This window comes from Campylobacter sp. MIT 97-5078 (genome assembly GCF_006864455.1).
Lineage (GTDB): Bacteria > Campylobacterota > Campylobacteria > Campylobacterales > Campylobacteraceae > Campylobacter_D.
Genome location: NZ_QHLK01000003.1, coordinates 39,299 through 53,867 on the forward strand (window position 1 = coordinate 39,299; position 14,569 = coordinate 53,867).

The window sequence follows — 14,569 nt, forward strand, 5'->3', positions numbered from 1 at the left end:
AGGTAAAAAATATTTTTTCTTAAAAATTTAGCTTTTCTGTGTTAGAATTGCAAGCAATTTTAAGGAAAGATAAACAATGAAAGAAATTTTAATCACAAATGATGATGGTTTTGAGAGTGAGGGTTTGAGAAAGCTCATTAAAATGCTCAAAAAAGAATTTAAAGTCAAAATCACCATAGTTGCTCCAGCTACTGAAAAATCAGCTTGCTCGCACTCTATAACCCTAACGCGTCCTTTAAAATTTGTTAAAGTTGGCAAGAGATTTTACAAGCTTGATGATGGCACGCCAGCTGATTGTATTTATTTAGCTTTGCATGCTTTATACAAAAAGCGTTTGCCCGATCTTGTGATCAGTGGGATAAATCATGGGGCAAATATTAGCGAAGATATAACTTATTCTGGCACTTGTGCAGGAGCTATGGAAGCAGTTTTGCAAGGAATTCCAGCTTTGGCTTTATCGCAGTTTTTTAAAAAGGGAGAAAATGCTTCAAAGCTTGATTTTAAAAATGCTTTAAAAATCACTAAAAAAATCATTCAAACCATTTTTGATAAAGGCTTTCCACTTGATAAAAAAGAATTTTTAAATGTGAATTTTCCATCAAGCAAAGATGAATTTAAGGGTATAAAAATCACTAGAGCAGGCAAGAGAGTGTATAATTACAAAGCGTATTCAAATACCAATCCAAGAGGGGTGCGCTATTATTGGTTAGCTGCAACTGGGCTTGATTATGAGCCACAAGAAAACTCAGATATAAGCCTTTTAATGAAAGGTTATGCAACCATAACACCTATAATGCTTGACCTTACCGCTTATAATCAAATTCAAACACTGGAAAAATGGATAAAGGAGTAAAATGCAAGAAAGATATACAAGGGTAAAATGGCTTTTTGGTGAAGATGAGGTCGCTTTTTTTAGTAAGCAAAAGGTGCTTATTTTTGGACTTGGGGGCGTTGGTGGAATGTGCGTTGATGCTTTGTTTCGCACAGGTTTTAAGTATTTTACTTTTGTTGATGCAGATAGCTTTGAAGAAACAAATTTAAACCGCCAGCTTCACAGCGAGCATTTAGGCGAAGAAAAAGCAAAGGTTTTTGAGCGAATTTACAAGGCTAGGGGTATAGTTGCAAGGGTTGATGAGGCTTTTTTAAAGGACTTTGATTTAGGCGAGTTTGATCTTATCATTGATGCTATTGATGATATACCAGCAAAGGTTGCCTTGGCAAATAGTGTTGATATGAAAAAGCAAATTTTTATCTCTGCAACAGGAGGGGCTAGAAAGCTTGATCCAACGCGTATCAAAGTTGCACCTTTATACAAAACACACGGCGATGCTTTGGCAAAAAAATTCCGCTATGAGCTCAAAAAGACAGGCTTAAAGGGGGATTTTGATGTGGTGTATTCTGATGAAAAACCACTTTGTAAGGATTTGGGTTCTTTTATGGGTGTTACGGCATGCTTTGGCTTGACTTTGGCAAGTTTAGCTGTGAGAAAAATTTTGCTTCGTTTTGAAAAAGAATTTGGTGCGTGAAATTAGGATTTTACTTTTATTTGATAAAATTCACATTTTTGACAAAGTTTTTCTACTAAAATGCCCTTTTTAAACCCTTCTTTCATCTTTATCGCCCTTTGAGTGTTTAAAAGCTCATCAAGTGAGCATTCAAAGAGCGATCCAAGGCTAAGCTCTGCCTTTGTATCCATGCAACATGGCACTAATTTGCCATTACTTAAAACTCCAAGTTGCTTAGTGAGTGCATGGCAAGAGCCTTGAGCGTGTGAGTTTTTATTTTCTAAGCTTGCCCACTCAAAACGTTTATCAAGGTGTAAAAATATCTTGCTCGCAAGGCGGTTTTTTTGTGTGTTTAAATCAAGTTTAAGCTCAAAGTTTTGTTCTAAAAACTCATAAATTTCTTTGTTTTGTTCAGGTGAGCAAAAATTTTGATCTAAATTCCAAAGTCTAAGATTGATAAAATTTGTATTTTTATTTTGTATATGAGCGTTTAAAAGCTTTAAAATGGGCTTTATATAGCTTTGAAAATCAAGCTTTTTTTGCTCAAAAAAAGAAGCTAAGGAGATATTTATCTGCCTGATATTTTTACTTGTTAAAAGCAAATTTTGCTTTTTTTCATCAAGATAAAAGCCACTTGTGGTAAGTTCTAAAGCCATATCATAAAAAGCTGCTTTTTCAATATAAGCCTTTAAATTCGGCAAAATTAAAGGATCGCCAAGCAAATGAAAGGTATAAATTCTAGCTTTTTTAGCAAGCTTTGAAGCCAGATGCTCAAAGTCTTTTACACTCATCATTCCACGCACTCCCTTTTGTGAGGGACAAAAAGAACAATTTAGCCCACAAATATCGCTTAATTCTATGTAGATTTTTTCAAATTTCATTCATTTGCTTTTATTTTTGGTAACACTTTATTTTATTTCATCTTAAAATTTGCTAATTTTCATAAATTTTGTATTTGAATTATGCTACCATCAAGATGCAAAATGTAAAAAAAGGATTATGTAATGCAAAGCATAAATACTCATCATCTTAGTAAAGCTCAAAAAATCCGTTCTATAATCGCTGCGAGCAGTGGAAATCTCGTTGAATGGTTTGATTTTTATATTTATGCTTTTACAGCTGTTTATTTTGCTCATAATTTTTCAAGCTCAGATAATCCTACTATCCAGCAAATTTCTGTCTTTGGTGTCTTTGCGGCTGGCTTTTTTATGCGTCCTATAGGAAGTTGGCTTTTTGGCTCTTTAGCTGATAAAATAGGGCGAAAATCCTCCATGGTTTTTTCGGTGGTTTTAATGGCTATAGGCTCATTTTTAATCGCAGTCTTGCCAAGTAAAGACAGCGTTGGGGATTTAGCTGTCATCTTACTTCTTATAGCAAGATTAATCCAAGGACTAAGTGTAGGTGGAGAATACGGCATAGCAGCAACTTATCTTTCAGAGCTTGCTACAACAGGCAAAAGAGGCTTTTACTCATCTTTTCAGTATGTAACACTTGTAGGTGGACAACTTTTAGCAGTAGCAAGTATTAGCATTATGCTTTTGTTTTTTACTGAAGATGAAATGCATGGGTATGCTTGGAGAATTTTATTTGCTATAGGTGGGCTTTTGGCACTTGGTTCTTTATTTGTCCGCTCTGTGATGAGTGAAAGTGCTACTGAACTTCACAAACATGAAGACAGGGGCAGTTTTAAAGCTTTGTTTCAATCTTACAAACCTTTTTTAATCATATTAGGCATTACAGCAGGAGGCTCGCTAGCATTTTATACCATTACAACTTATACGAAAACTTTTATGATTAACTCAGCTCATTTTGATAAAAGCTTGTCTAATGATATTATGCTTTATGCTTTATTTATACTTATGATTATCCAGCCTGTATTTGGCTTAATTGGCGATAAGATAGGACATAAAACTTCTTTACTTATCTTTGCCTTTTTGGCATTTTTTGGCATTTATCCACTTTTCATGCTTTTAAAAAGTTCAGCTCATAGCCCTTTCTTAGCCTTTTTAATTATCACAGCCTTATTTATAATCTTAAGTTTTTACACCTCTGTGGCTGGGATTTTTAAGGCTAAACTTTTTCCAGAGCATGTAAGGGCTTTAGGAACCGGCTTAAGTTATGCTATTGCTAATGCCATTTTTGGCGGTTCTGCTCCTTATGTGGCTTTGCAATTTAAAAACTATGGACTTGAAGATAGCTTTTTTATCTATGTAGCTGTGATGATGGCAATAGTCTTTTTTGTGGTCTTGCTCTTACCTAAGAAAACCTTGCTTGATTAAAAAGCTTTAAGGCTTTTAAACATAAATTTGAAAGGGGTAAGAGTTCAAGTTCTTTTAAGGCTATAAATTCATAATCTTCTTTGTTTTTAAGCCTTTGAATATAGACTTTAATTTCAAGCTTGTATTTAGTATAGCTATGTTTAAAAGAGCCTATATAAAGGGCATTTATAGGTTTTGTTTGAGCTAAGATAGGATTATAAAGTCCTTTATAAAGCTTTGTTTTGCTTTTTTCTAAGACAATTTTATCTTCATAGGTGATGAAAAGAGCGTTTAAATTGAGCTTTTCATACTTAGTTTTTTTGCTTTTTGAGTAGTTTAAGGGCTGAAATTTACCCTCGCACAGCTCATATAAGGGACAAAGTCCGCATTTTGGTATTTTAGGTGTGCAAATTAAAGCTCCAAGATCAAGCAAGGCTTGATTATGATCAAAGGCGTTGTTTTTATTTAAAATAAGCTCTGCTAGGTTTCCAAGCTCTTTTAAGCTTGCCTGCTCAAGCTTAAAAATTCGGCTTAAAACGCGTTTAATATTGCCGTCAACAAAGCTTACCGCTTCATCATAAGCAAAACAAGCAATAGCACCAGCCGTATAGCTTCCTATGCCCTTAAGTCTTAAAAGCTCATCTTTTTTACGCGGTAAAATGCCTTTAAACTCAGCCTCACACTGCAAGGCACAAAGCTTTAAATTTCTAGCCCTGCTATAATACCCAAGCCCCTGCCAAGCCTTTAAAAGCTCACTTTCATCAGCTCTTGCTAAGGCTTTTAGGCTTGGAAATTTCTCTAAAAAAGGAAAATAAAAATCCCTTAAAACCCTAGAAACTTGAGTTTGCTGCAACATAATCTCACTAATATATACCCCATAAGCTCTATTAATGCCACTTAAACGCTCATCAAAACCAAGTTCGTTTTTATTTTTACCTAAATTCCTCCAAGGCAAAGTTTTGCGTCCGTGCTTGTCATACCAGCTTAAAAGCTTATTTTGAAGAGCTATAATGCTTGTTTTATCTTTCATTTTAACCTTTATTTTAAAGGGCTAATACTAGCAATTTTTTCTTGAAATTTTACTCAAAAAAACATAAGTAGTAAAAATTTAGCTATAATTAGTGATATTTTTTGAAAAAAAGGATTGTCATGCTTAGTTTTTTTAAAGGATTAGGAATAGGGCTTTTATGTATAGTTTGTTTTGTTATTGGTGTTGTTTTTAATACCCAGTTTTTAAATCCAAAAAGCTCTAGTGGCAATGGTTTTATTTTTACAAATGAACTTGAAGCAAGCAACAAACTTACCCCAGATACTTTTACTTCAACACCAAGTTTTTCAGCAAGTGCTATTTTAAGCACAAGAACCAATCTCACCAGCGATGAAAAAGCAAGTATAGCTGGTGCTTTTAATGAAATTTTAGATAGGGTGGCTCAAGATAAATTATGTCGTGGTGGTTCATACAGCATAGAACCAACTTTTGAATATAATAATGGCTTACAAATACCTAAAGGACAACGATTTGAAGCAAGTTTAACTTGTGAAATTAAGGCTGAGCAGCTTGCAAGTTATAATACTCTTTTGAATGATATGGATAAAATCGCTGGCAAAAGTGGCTTTTTTACAATGTCTATGCCTTCTTTAAAAGCAAAATTTTCAAAAGAACAGTTGGTAAATAATGAAAAAATTCTTAGCGAAGAGCTTTTAAAACAAGCCCTAAGTGAGCAAGAGCGTTACTCGAACTTAACAGCAAAAGCTTGCACACTTGAAAGTCTTGATTTAAATACAGGTAATTCTCATGTGCCTATTTTTAGAAGCGTAGCTTTAAGTGCAAGTAGTGCAAAAGCTGATAGCACTTTTGAAAATGCCTTACCTATAGTCGGCGAAGAAGATAGAAGCCTAAGTGCTTTAGTGCGTTATCGTTGTAAGTAAATCAAGATCTTTGCTTTTTTGGCGAGTAAATTGAACTGAAATTATAGATTGCTTTCTTAAGCCCCTTATAGCAAGCAAGAGGCTTTTTTTGCAATCTTCTTTCACTTACGCTTTCTAGTAAATTTCAAGCATTTTTAAGCTTTTTTTGCTAGAATTTTCCTTTTATGTTTAAAAATTGCGGGAATAGCTCAGGGGTAGAGCACAACCTTGCCAAGGTTGGGGTCGCGAGTTCGAATCTCGTTTCCCGCTCCACCTGCCCGGGTGGTGGAATTGGTAGACACAAGGGACTTAAAATCCCTCGGAATTTTTCTTCCGTGCCGGTTCAAGTCCGGCCTCGGGCACCACTTTTTAATGTAAGGCGACATAGCCAAGTGGTAAGGCACGAGCCTGCAAAGCTCTGATCCCCGGTTCAAATCCGGGTGTCGCCTCCATTGGCTGAATTCGGGAGATGGCTGAGTGGTCGAAAGCGGCGGTCTTGAAAACCGTTGAAGTGCAAGCTTCCGGGGGTTCAAATCCCTCTCTCCCGGCCATCTTCATTATATAATTTTTCCTCATCATACCTCAAAAATTTAAATTCAAGCTATACATTTTTAAAATAATTCTCAATTTATGCTCTCATACCAAAACAGCGAAAATTTACTCTTTATTTTAAGTCAATAAGATTTTGAGCGGAAAAGCTCCACTCAAAATTTGATTTTATTTTTCTTCTTAATTTTTCTAAATTTAAAAAAATAAAAGTAAAAATTTGTTAAAATAAAGCCTTTTTATTTTAAAGGAAAGGAGAAGAATTGGCAAAAGACGATGTTATTGAGATTGATGGCACGGTTATTGAAGCTTTGCCTAATGCGAATTTTAAAGTAGAGCTTGACAATAAACATGTGATTTTGTGCCATATCGCTGGTAAGATGAGAATGCATTATATCAGGATTATGCCCCAAGATCGCGTAAAGGTAGAGCTTACACCCTATAGCCTTGACAAAGGGCGTATCACTTTTCGCTATAAATAATCTAAGCGAAGTTAAAGCTCAGTTTAGATAAAATTAGCGTTTTTGCTATGCGAAGAAGTATTTTCAAAATTCACCACTTGTTTTGAAAATAGTTGGTTTCACTCAAAAAACCGAAGCAAATGTGTAAGTGGAATTTACATTTTTAGGAGACACGATGAAAGTCAGACCATCAGTGAAAAAGATGTGCGACAAGTGCAAAATAGTTCGCCGAAAAGGCGTTATTCGCATTATTTGCGAAAATCCAAAACACAAACAAAGACAAGGATAAAGTATGGCTCGTATTGCTGGGGTAGATTTACCAAAGAAAAAAAGAATTGAGTATGGCTTAACCTACATCTATGGTATAGGATTACACACTTCAAGAAAAATTCTTGATAAAACAGGCATTTCTTATGATAAAAGAGTGCATGAGCTTAGTGAGGATGAAGCAGCTACTATTCGTAAAGAAATTCAAGAATCTTACATGGTTGAAGGAGATTTAAGAAAGCAAGTAGCTATGGACATTAAGGCTTTGATGGACTTAGGAAGTTATAGAGGCTTAAGACATAGAAAAGGCTTACCTGTAAGAGGACAAAAAACAAAGACAAATGCAAGAACCCGCAAGGGTAAACGCAAAACAGTCGGTGCAAAATCATAGTGGTATAAGGAAAGATTATGGCTAAAAGAAAAATAGTAAAGAAAAAAGTTGCTAAAAAAAATATAGCAAAGGGTATAGTATATATCAGTGCAACCTTTAACAACACTATGGTTACAGTTACTGATGAAATGGGCAATGCTATAGCATGGAGCAGTGCTGGTGGGCTTGGCTTTAAAGGTTCTAAAAAATCAACACCTTATGCAGCCCAACAAGCTGTTGAAGATGCTTTAAGCAAAGCAAAAGAACATGGCATTAAAGAAGTAGGCATCAAGGTGCAAGGTCCGGGTTCAGGACGCGAAACAGCGGTAAAAAGCGTAGGTGCAGTTGAAGGCATAAAGGTGCTTTTCTTGAAAGACATCACCCCATTAGCACACAATGGCTGCCGCCCACCAAAAAGAAGAAGAGTATAAGGATAGATCATGGCAAGATATAGAGGACCAGTAGAAAAACTTGAAAGAAGATTTGGAGTCAGCCTTGCTTTAAAGGGCGAAAGAAGATTAGCAGGTAAGTCAGCGCTTGATAAACGCCCTTATGCTCCAGGACAACACGGAGCAAGAAGAGGCAAGATAAGCGAATACGGACTTCAGCTTAAAGAAAAACAAAAAGCTAAATTTATGTATGGGGTAAGTGAAAAGCAATTTCGTCGCCTTTTTGCTGAAGCTACAAGAAAAGATGGTAATACAGGGGTTTTACTCATACAGCTTTTAGAACAAAGACTTGATAATGTAGTCTATAGAATGGGCTTTGCAACAACAAGACGCTTTGCAAGACAGCTTGTGACACACGGACACATTTTGGTTAATGGTAAAAGAGTTGATATACCAAGCTTTAGAGTAGAAGCTGGTGCAAAAATAGAAATTGCTGAAAAAAGCAAAAACAATCCACAAATAACTCGTGCCATAGAGCTTACTGCTCAAACTGGTATAGTCGCTTGGGTAGATGTGGAAAAAGAGAAAAGATTTGGAATTTTTACAAGAAATCCAGAACGAGAAGAAGTTGTCATTCCTGTTGAGGAAAGATTTATCGTTGAGCTTTACTCTAAATAATAAAGGCTTATAGATGAGATATATAACAACTAGTGCTTACACACCTACTGAATTTAGCGTTGAAAATGTAAGCGAAACCACAGCGAAAATTTCAGCTTGGCCATTTGAGATAGGTTATGGTATCACTTTAGCCCATCCGCTTCGCCGCTTACTTTATAGCTCAACCGTTGGTTTTGCTCCAACGGCTTTGCATATAGAAGGCGTAAGTCATGAATTTGATAGTATGAGAGGTATGCTTGAAGATGTTGCACTTTTCATCATCAATCTTAAAAAGCTACGTTTTAAACTTAAAAATGAGAGTGAAAAAGAGATTTTAGAATTTCATTTTAAAGGACCTAAAGAAATTTATGGCAAAGATTTAAACAACGATCAAGTTGAAGTAGTAAATAGCGATAGTTATCTTGCCACTATCAATGAAGATGCCGAGCTTAAATTTAGCCTTATTGTTGAAAAAGGCATAGGCTATGTGCCAAGTGAAGAGATACGAAATGTCATCACAGATACCAATTACATCACTCTTGATGCCTTCTTTACTCCTATAAGAGAAGCGGTGTATGATATAGAAAAAGTGCTTTTTGAGGATAATCCAGACTATGAAAAAGTTGTTTTTACCATTACAACTGATGGACAAATCAGCCCAAATAAAGCCTTTGAAAATGCTCTTGAGGCTATGTATAAGCAATTAAGCGTATTTGATAAGATCACAAATATCGGTGCAGTGATTAAAAATCAAAATGCCGTAAATGAGATCGAAAATATGAAATTACTTCAAAATATTACTGATTTAAATTTAAGTGCAAGAAGCTTTAACTGCCTTGAAAAAGCAGGCATTACCTATATAGGCGAACTTGCTTTAATGAGTGTTAATGAACTTAGTTCTCTTAAGAACTTAGGTAAAAAATCCCTAGATGAGATCAAAAACATCATGGAAAGCATAGGCTTGCCAGTAGGCACTTCAAAGCTTAGCGATAACAAAGAAGTGCTCAAGAAAAAGATCGCTGAACTTAAAGCAAAACACGAAGGATAAACAATGAGACATAAACACGGATATAGAAAACTTGGTAGAACTTCAGCTCACAGGGCAGCTTTGCTTAAGAATTTAAGTATAGCGCTTATCAAAAGTGGTAAGATCGAAACTACACTTGAAAAAGCCAAAGAACTAAGAGGCTATATAGAAAGACTTGTTACAAGAGCAAGGGTAGGTGATTTTAACGCTCACAGAGTGGTTTTTGCAAGTTTGCAAGACAAGACTACGACAAACAAACTTGTAAATGAAATCGCACCAAAATTTAAAGATAGAAATGGTGGCTACACAAGGATCATCAAAACAAGACTAAGAAGAGGTGACGCTGCTTCTATGGCTTATATTGAATTTGTAGCATAAAGCGTGATTTAGCCTTTTTTAAAGGCTAAATTCTTTTATCTATTCTTATCTCTCTATGAGGCTTTTATAAAATTTATAAATTTAAAAATAAAATCTTATTCACAAAAGAGCTAGCAAGAGATTAAAGGCATATTAAAGCTAAAATTGTTTAAAAACTTATACCTACATTGAAGCGAACCCCATCTATAGTATGAGAGTTTCCAAAACGATTATGTGGTCTTTGATATTCATACTCAAGTCCCAAAGAGAGAGGGATAATCGCAGGTTGCACTCTTATGCCAGCATTATAGCCTAAAGTATCATCATAATACTCACTAAAATGTGAATAATTCGCCCCCACATAAGGCGTAGCATAAAAAGCGATAAGATCAAGCGTATAGCCCAAAGAAAACCCGTATTGCCAGTTTGTAAAATTACTATAGTCATTATCCATCTTTGTGTATCTTACTTGAGGTGTGATAACAAGGTTGTTTGCTCCAACCCATACGCGTCCGTATGCACTCCAATAATTACGCGTATCCCCATTTACATTGACTCTTTGAGCTCCAGCACCGATTTCTGGCGTAAGTTCAAAACTTCCAAGTCTAAAGCCAAATACCGAACTTATACAAAGTAAAGATATGAAAACTATCTTTTTCATTGTTTCCTTTCTTAAAATTTAAATTCTTGAGTTTAAGCATAGCTAAAAATATTTAATTAAACTTAAATTTAAGCTTTTTCAGGAGTAAGCACTCATTATAGTGGTGATGTATTAGTTATTTTTTTTGTATTTTTTAAAGAGCTAAAATGAAATATATTTTTAAGCACTTTTTGCAAAAGCAGATACCAAGATCAAAACACTTTTGCTACAATCATAGCCAAATCCCAAAGCAAAATTTGACTTTTTCGCATAATATAGTGTATTATTTTAGGAAAAGGAAAGGATTTGCAATGAAACAAAACACAATAAAAAACATTTTAATTACAGCGACGATGACTTTTTTGGCACCCTTGTAAGCTATGATTTTAATATTAATTATTCTCCAAAATTACAAGACTCCGAGTTAGTGAATTTTAAAGATTTTGATGATAAATTAGGGGCAATGAAATTTCCAAATAAATTCAGCAAGGATTTAAATATAGAAGAAGATAAACCTTTAGCTCTAGTTGCTTCAACTACTGATTTTGGGCAATACTCATTTTTGTATTTTACACCTACAAAGGGCAGGATTTATTGCGTAAAAGGAAATATTATCTTTGGAATTATTGTTGGACGCCCAAATTTAAGCTTTATTGATAAAGAAGAATGTGAAAAAATATTTAGCAAATAACTTCATCAAAGAGTGATTTTTCACTCTTTAAATTTGCTTCCCGCAAAATAAATCACCATCGCTAAAAAGCAACAAATCATCATGATAAGGGCTAAAGAAAAAGCATCATTAGCATTAAACTTACCCACCATAAACGAGATAAAGCCAGCAAAGCCAAACTGAATACTTCCAAGCACAGCAGAAGCTGTTCCAGAATGTTCTTTAAATTTTGCCATGGCTATACTTGTTAAATTTGGCATCAAAAAGCCAAGCATAGCAATGATAAAAAATAAAGGTAGTTCAAAGGCTAAAAAACTCTTTGAAAAATGAAGCACAAACAATAATACGCTGATAATAAATATCATAACAAAGGCACGCGGTAAGATAATAAAAGGTGAATATTTAAGCACGATTCTTGCATTGATATTTGCAAAGATGATAAAACCAAGTCCATTCACTCCAAATAAAATTCCATATTCTTGCTTACTCAAATTAAATATTTCGCTAAAGATATATGAAGAGCTTGTGATATAGGCAAACATTCCGCCCATAGCTAAGGCTCCAGCGATAACATAGGCTAAAAAAGACTTGTCTTTAAGCACGAAAACATAGGATTGAAAGGTTTTTTTGTTTGAAAATTTCACACCTTTTTGTGGTGGGGCTGACTCTTTAAGCCAAAAAACTACAAGCACGAGTAAAAGCACACCCAAAGCAAACAAAGTCGCAAAAATACTATGCCAAGAAAAAAACTGCAACAACAAAGAGCCAAAGCTTGGTGCAAGCATAGGAGCAAGAGAGCTTACAACCATCATTAAAGCAAATACAGCCACAGCTTCTTTAAGTTCAAAAAGATCATTTACTACAGCTCTAGCGATCACTATCCCAGCACAACCACCCAAAGCTTCTAAAAAACGCAAGAAAATAAAAGCATAGATATTGTCAATCAAAAAACACCCAAGACTTGAAAATATATACAAGCTTATACCTACATAAAAGGGCTTTTTTCGCCCAAAAACATCGCTTAAGGGTCCATAAATTAGTTGCCCTAAAGCAAAGGCGATGAAAAAACTTGCTAGGGAAAGCTGGGTTAAATAAGGGCTTGTTTTAAAGCTGTGTTGGACATTTTCAAGTGCAGGTAAATACATATCGGTTGAAAGCGGAGCCACACTTGACATTAAAGCGAGTATAAAAATAAGTTTAAATTTATGAAAACCTTGAATTTGCATTGTTTTTTGCATATTTTTGCCTTTGAAATTCTATAATTAATATTACAATTTTAACAAAGAAATCTTAGAATAATTTAAAAAACATTGTTTCTTCTTTGCTATAATGCTTGGGCAAATTCAAAACAAAGCAGTAAATTTACCTTTTTTTAAAGACAAATGTTGTAAAGTATAAAGAAAATTTTTTAAGGAAAATAATGCTTCCTTTTAGCGATGAAGAGCTTATAGAACCAGTTAAAGCAAGTTTGGCTAAAAATCTTTACATACTTGAGCGAGATGGTGGAGGGCTTGAGTTTTTGGGCGTAAAAAATGGAGTGGTATATATCAAGCTTATAGGAGCGTGTAGTGGCTGTGTGGCAAGCCATACGACTTTAAAATACGCCCTTGAGAAAAACCTTAAAATCGATATTCATTCTGATTTGACTTTGATAAATTTAAATGGTGGCAAAGATGAGTTCGCAAAGCTATAAAGCACTTGGTATAAAAGCATTTAGAGAAAATGACTTTCATAATGCCAAGCTTTTTTTTGTCCTTGCATATGAAAAACGCAAAAATCAAAAGCTTTTAGTCTTTATCAGTTTATGCACGCTTGCTTTAACAAGTTATGAAGAAGCCATTTTGCTTTTTGAGTTTTATTTAAAGCACTATAAGCACGCAAGCATAGTTAAGGATATGGAAAAGTTTTTAAATGTCAGCGAATCAAGATTAAATTTAGCTAAAAATCTTAAAGATGATGAAAATAAAGCTCTAAGTTATAAGGACTTTTTAGAAAGTGAAAAAGAGCTTGGTTTTAAGCAAAGCTTTGAAAATGTGATTTTTGCAAACAAACTTATCATCAGTGATAAAAATGATTTTTTAGATTTTTTAGAAAAATTACTTGATAATGGCTATGAAGAAGTGATGCTAAATTATCTTGAAAATACAAGCACGATTTTTAGTGGAAATCAAAAATTTGAAAGGCTCAAAGTTCGCCTTTTGGAAAGCAAAAAATGAGAATTCACTGCGAGCAAGGCTTTATAAGCGATAATACCCTAGAATGTGAAGCAAATGATTTTTGGCTTAAAACAGCTCAAAATGAAAGTTTTATAAAACAAGCTGAAGAAAAAAAAGCAAAGATTATCACACCATTAGAATGCAAAAAGCTCTTAAATATAGATGAAAACATCAAGATTATCGGCATAACAGGCACAAATGGCAAAACAAGCACGGCAAATATGATAGCTTTTTTTTTGCAAAAACTTGGTTTTAAAGTCTTTTTATGTGGCACAAGAGGAGGGTTTTTAAATGGAGTTTTGGTTGATGAAAAAGGCTTAACGACTTCGCCGATTTTAAAAACCTTGTCTTATCTTTCTCAGGCAAGTAAGGTAAAATGTGAATTTTTTATCATGGAAGTAAGTTCTCATGCCTTGGTGCAAAAACGTATAGAAAGCCTTGAATTTGCAGCTAAAATTTTTACTAATTTAAGCCAAGATCATTTAGATTTTCATGGTAGCTTCAAAGCCTATCAAGAAGCAAAAGAAAGCTTTTTTACAGATGAAAAAAGCTTGAAATTTATCAATAAAGATGCTTTAGCTATAAAGTATAATTCTAAAAATGCCTTTACTTATGCTGTGAAAAATGAGGCTGATTATAAAATTTTAAGCTATGATTTAAGCAAGGGTATTAGTGCAAAACTTGTGTGCAAAGATCAAGAATTAAGTTTTCATTCTCCTCTTATTGGGCTTTTTAATTTATACAACCTCCTTGCTGCTCTTGCTTGTGTGTTAAAACTTACAAAGTGCGATGTAAAGGCTTTAGAACAAGCTGTGAGCGAATTTAAGGGTATTGAAGGTAGGATAGAAAGTGTGGCTTGTGGAGTGATCGTTGATTTTGCTCATACTCCAGATGGTATAGAAAAAGTTTTAAAGGCTTTAAATTATAAGCCTTTAATCGTAGTTTTTGGGGCAGGAGGAGATCGCGATAAAAGCAAACGTCCTTTAATGGCTCGTTCTGCTTTAAAATACGCTAAAACACTTATCATTACAAGCGATAATCCACGCAGTGAGGAGCCTATGGCTATTATCAAAGATATTCAAAGCGGTATTAAAGAGGATGTGCAAAATGTTTTTATCGAAGTAGATAGAAAAAAAGCCATTGAAAAAGCTTTAAAATTACAAACTAAAGACGATTTTGTTGTGATTTTAGGAAAAGGCGATGAGCATTATCAAGAAATCAAAGGTGTAAAATACCCATTTAGCGACAAAGAAGTGGTGCAAGAGTTTTTAAAAAAACGACAAAAAAATGATTTATAA

General features: G+C 34.4%; 19 protein-coding genes and 4 tRNA genes. 19 read left to right on the forward strand and 4 right to left on the reverse strand.

What is annotated here, in order from left to right; genetic code table 11:
- The first annotated feature begins 76 nt into the window (after positions 1–76).
- Together surE and DMB91_RS02215 are read left to right on the forward strand one after the other, a co-directional pair.
- Positions 77–853 carry a 5'/3'-nucleotidase SurE gene (surE, locus tag DMB91_RS02210; protein WP_034905964.1) on the forward strand — a complete coding sequence of 259 codons (777 nt, stop codon included), beginning with the start codon at positions 77–79 and terminating at the stop codon, positions 851–853.
- A gap of 1 nt (position 854) precedes the next feature.
- Positions 855–1,526, forward strand: coding sequence for a ThiF family adenylyltransferase (locus tag DMB91_RS02215; RefSeq protein ID WP_034905966.1), 672 nt, complete (start codon positions 855–857; stop codon positions 1,524–1,526).
- A gap of 2 nt (positions 1,527–1,528) precedes the next feature.
- Here the strand turns inward: DMB91_RS02215 and DMB91_RS02220 are convergent, their stop codons facing one another.
- Positions 1,529–2,386 carry a radical SAM/SPASM domain-containing protein gene (locus DMB91_RS02220; protein WP_034905968.1) on the reverse strand — a complete coding sequence of 286 codons (858 nt, stop codon included), beginning with the start codon at positions 2,384–2,386 and terminating at the stop codon, positions 1,529–1,531.
- Between the two features lie 123 nt (positions 2,387–2,509).
- Here DMB91_RS02220 and DMB91_RS02225 point away from each other — a divergent pair, with 123 nt between their 5' ends.
- Complete coding sequence (locus tag DMB91_RS02225) at positions 2,510–3,784, forward strand: MFS transporter (protein ID WP_034905970.1); 1,275 nt, start codon at positions 2,510–2,512, stop codon at positions 3,782–3,784.
- On the opposite strand, the gene mutY is transcribed toward DMB91_RS02225, so the two are convergent.
- The gene (gene mutY / locus DMB91_RS02230; RefSeq protein ID WP_034905973.1) at positions 3,762–4,793 is read right to left on the reverse strand and encodes an A/G-specific adenine glycosylase; all 1,032 of its coding nucleotides are present in this window, start codon (positions 4,791–4,793) and stop codon (positions 3,762–3,764) included. The genes DMB91_RS02225 and mutY overlap by 23 nt on opposite strands.
- Before the next feature lie 119 nt (positions 4,794–4,912).
- On the opposite strand from mutY, the gene DMB91_RS02235 reads away from it, so the two are divergent.
- The 12 genes from DMB91_RS02235 to rplQ all read left to right on the forward strand — a co-directional run bounded on the left by DMB91_RS02235 (position 4,913) and on the right by rplQ (position 9,766).
- Positions 4,913–5,692, forward strand: a complete 780-nt coding sequence (locus DMB91_RS02235; protein WP_034905976.1) for a hypothetical protein — start codon at positions 4,913–4,915, stop codon at positions 5,690–5,692.
- Positions 5,693–5,869: 177 nt separating this feature from the next.
- Positions 5,870–5,944: transfer RNA gene (locus DMB91_RS02240), tRNA-Gly, on the forward strand.
- Between the two features lie 3 nt (positions 5,945–5,947).
- Positions 5,948–6,036, forward strand: a tRNA-Leu gene (locus DMB91_RS02245).
- A gap of 13 nt (positions 6,037–6,049) precedes the next feature.
- Positions 6,050–6,123, forward strand: a tRNA-Cys gene (locus DMB91_RS02250).
- Positions 6,124–6,134: 11 nt separating this feature from the next.
- Positions 6,135–6,222, forward strand: a tRNA-Ser gene (locus DMB91_RS02255).
- 258 nt (positions 6,223–6,480) lie between these two features.
- The gene (gene infA / locus DMB91_RS02260; protein WP_034905261.1) at positions 6,481–6,699 is read left to right on the forward strand and encodes a translation initiation factor IF-1; all 219 of its coding nucleotides are present in this window, start codon (positions 6,481–6,483) and stop codon (positions 6,697–6,699) included.
- A 154-nt stretch (positions 6,700–6,853) separates the two neighbouring features.
- On the forward strand, positions 6,854–6,967 hold the full coding sequence (gene rpmJ / locus DMB91_RS02265) for a 50S ribosomal protein L36 (RefSeq protein ID WP_081946924.1): 114 nt from the start codon (positions 6,854–6,856) through the stop codon (positions 6,965–6,967).
- A gap of 3 nt (positions 6,968–6,970) precedes the next feature.
- Positions 6,971–7,336, forward strand: a complete 366-nt coding sequence (gene rpsM / locus DMB91_RS02270; RefSeq protein ID WP_034905262.1) for a 30S ribosomal protein S13 — start codon at positions 6,971–6,973, stop codon at positions 7,334–7,336.
- 17 nt (positions 7,337–7,353) lie between these two features.
- The gene (rpsK, locus tag DMB91_RS02275; RefSeq protein WP_034905263.1) at positions 7,354–7,746 is read left to right on the forward strand and encodes a 30S ribosomal protein S11; all 393 of its coding nucleotides are present in this window, start codon (positions 7,354–7,356) and stop codon (positions 7,744–7,746) included.
- Between the two features lie 9 nt (positions 7,747–7,755).
- Positions 7,756–8,382 (forward strand): 30S ribosomal protein S4, encoded by a 627-nt coding sequence (rpsD, locus tag DMB91_RS02280; RefSeq protein WP_034905264.1) that lies wholly within the window; start codon positions 7,756–7,758, stop codon positions 8,380–8,382.
- A gap of 13 nt (positions 8,383–8,395) precedes the next feature.
- On the forward strand, positions 8,396–9,409 hold the full coding sequence (locus DMB91_RS02285) for a DNA-directed RNA polymerase subunit alpha (protein WP_034905265.1): 1,014 nt from the start codon (positions 8,396–8,398) through the stop codon (positions 9,407–9,409).
- A 3-nt stretch (positions 9,410–9,412) separates the two neighbouring features.
- Positions 9,413–9,766, forward strand: coding sequence for a 50S ribosomal protein L17 (rplQ, locus tag DMB91_RS02290; RefSeq protein WP_034905266.1), 354 nt, complete (start codon positions 9,413–9,415; stop codon positions 9,764–9,766).
- 148 nt (positions 9,767–9,914) lie between these two features.
- Here the strand turns inward: rplQ and DMB91_RS02295 are convergent, their stop codons facing one another.
- The gene (locus DMB91_RS02295; RefSeq protein WP_052043213.1) at positions 9,915–10,406 is read right to left on the reverse strand and encodes a hypothetical protein; all 492 of its coding nucleotides are present in this window, start codon (positions 10,404–10,406) and stop codon (positions 9,915–9,917) included.
- Between the two features lie 406 nt (positions 10,407–10,812).
- On the opposite strand from DMB91_RS02295, the gene DMB91_RS02300 reads away from it, so the two are divergent.
- Positions 10,813–11,076 (forward strand): hypothetical protein, encoded by a 264-nt coding sequence (locus DMB91_RS02300; protein WP_034905271.1) that lies wholly within the window; start codon positions 10,813–10,815, stop codon positions 11,074–11,076.
- 20 nt (positions 11,077–11,096) lie between these two features.
- Here the strand turns inward: DMB91_RS02300 and DMB91_RS02305 are convergent, their stop codons facing one another.
- Positions 11,097–12,293 (reverse strand): multidrug effflux MFS transporter, encoded by a 1,197-nt coding sequence (locus DMB91_RS02305; protein WP_034905274.1) that lies wholly within the window; start codon positions 12,291–12,293, stop codon positions 11,097–11,099.
- Positions 12,294–12,475: 182 nt separating this feature from the next.
- Here DMB91_RS02305 and DMB91_RS02310 point away from each other — a divergent pair, with 182 nt between their 5' ends.
- From DMB91_RS02310 to DMB91_RS02320, 3 genes are read left to right on the forward strand one after another with little or no spacing between them, the layout of a single operon-like run.
- The gene (locus tag DMB91_RS02310) at positions 12,476–12,748 is read left to right on the forward strand and encodes a NifU family protein (RefSeq protein ID WP_034905276.1); all 273 of its coding nucleotides are present in this window, start codon (positions 12,476–12,478) and stop codon (positions 12,746–12,748) included.
- The gene (locus DMB91_RS02315) at positions 12,729–13,271 is read left to right on the forward strand and encodes a hypothetical protein (protein ID WP_034905280.1); all 543 of its coding nucleotides are present in this window, start codon (positions 12,729–12,731) and stop codon (positions 13,269–13,271) included. The genes DMB91_RS02310 and DMB91_RS02315 overlap by 20 nt, the downstream gene beginning before the upstream one ends.
- Complete coding sequence (locus DMB91_RS02320; protein ID WP_034905282.1) at positions 13,268–14,569, forward strand: UDP-N-acetylmuramoyl-L-alanyl-D-glutamate--2,6-diaminopimelate ligase; 1,302 nt, start codon at positions 13,268–13,270, stop codon at positions 14,567–14,569. Before DMB91_RS02315 ends, DMB91_RS02320 begins: the two co-directional genes overlap by 4 nt.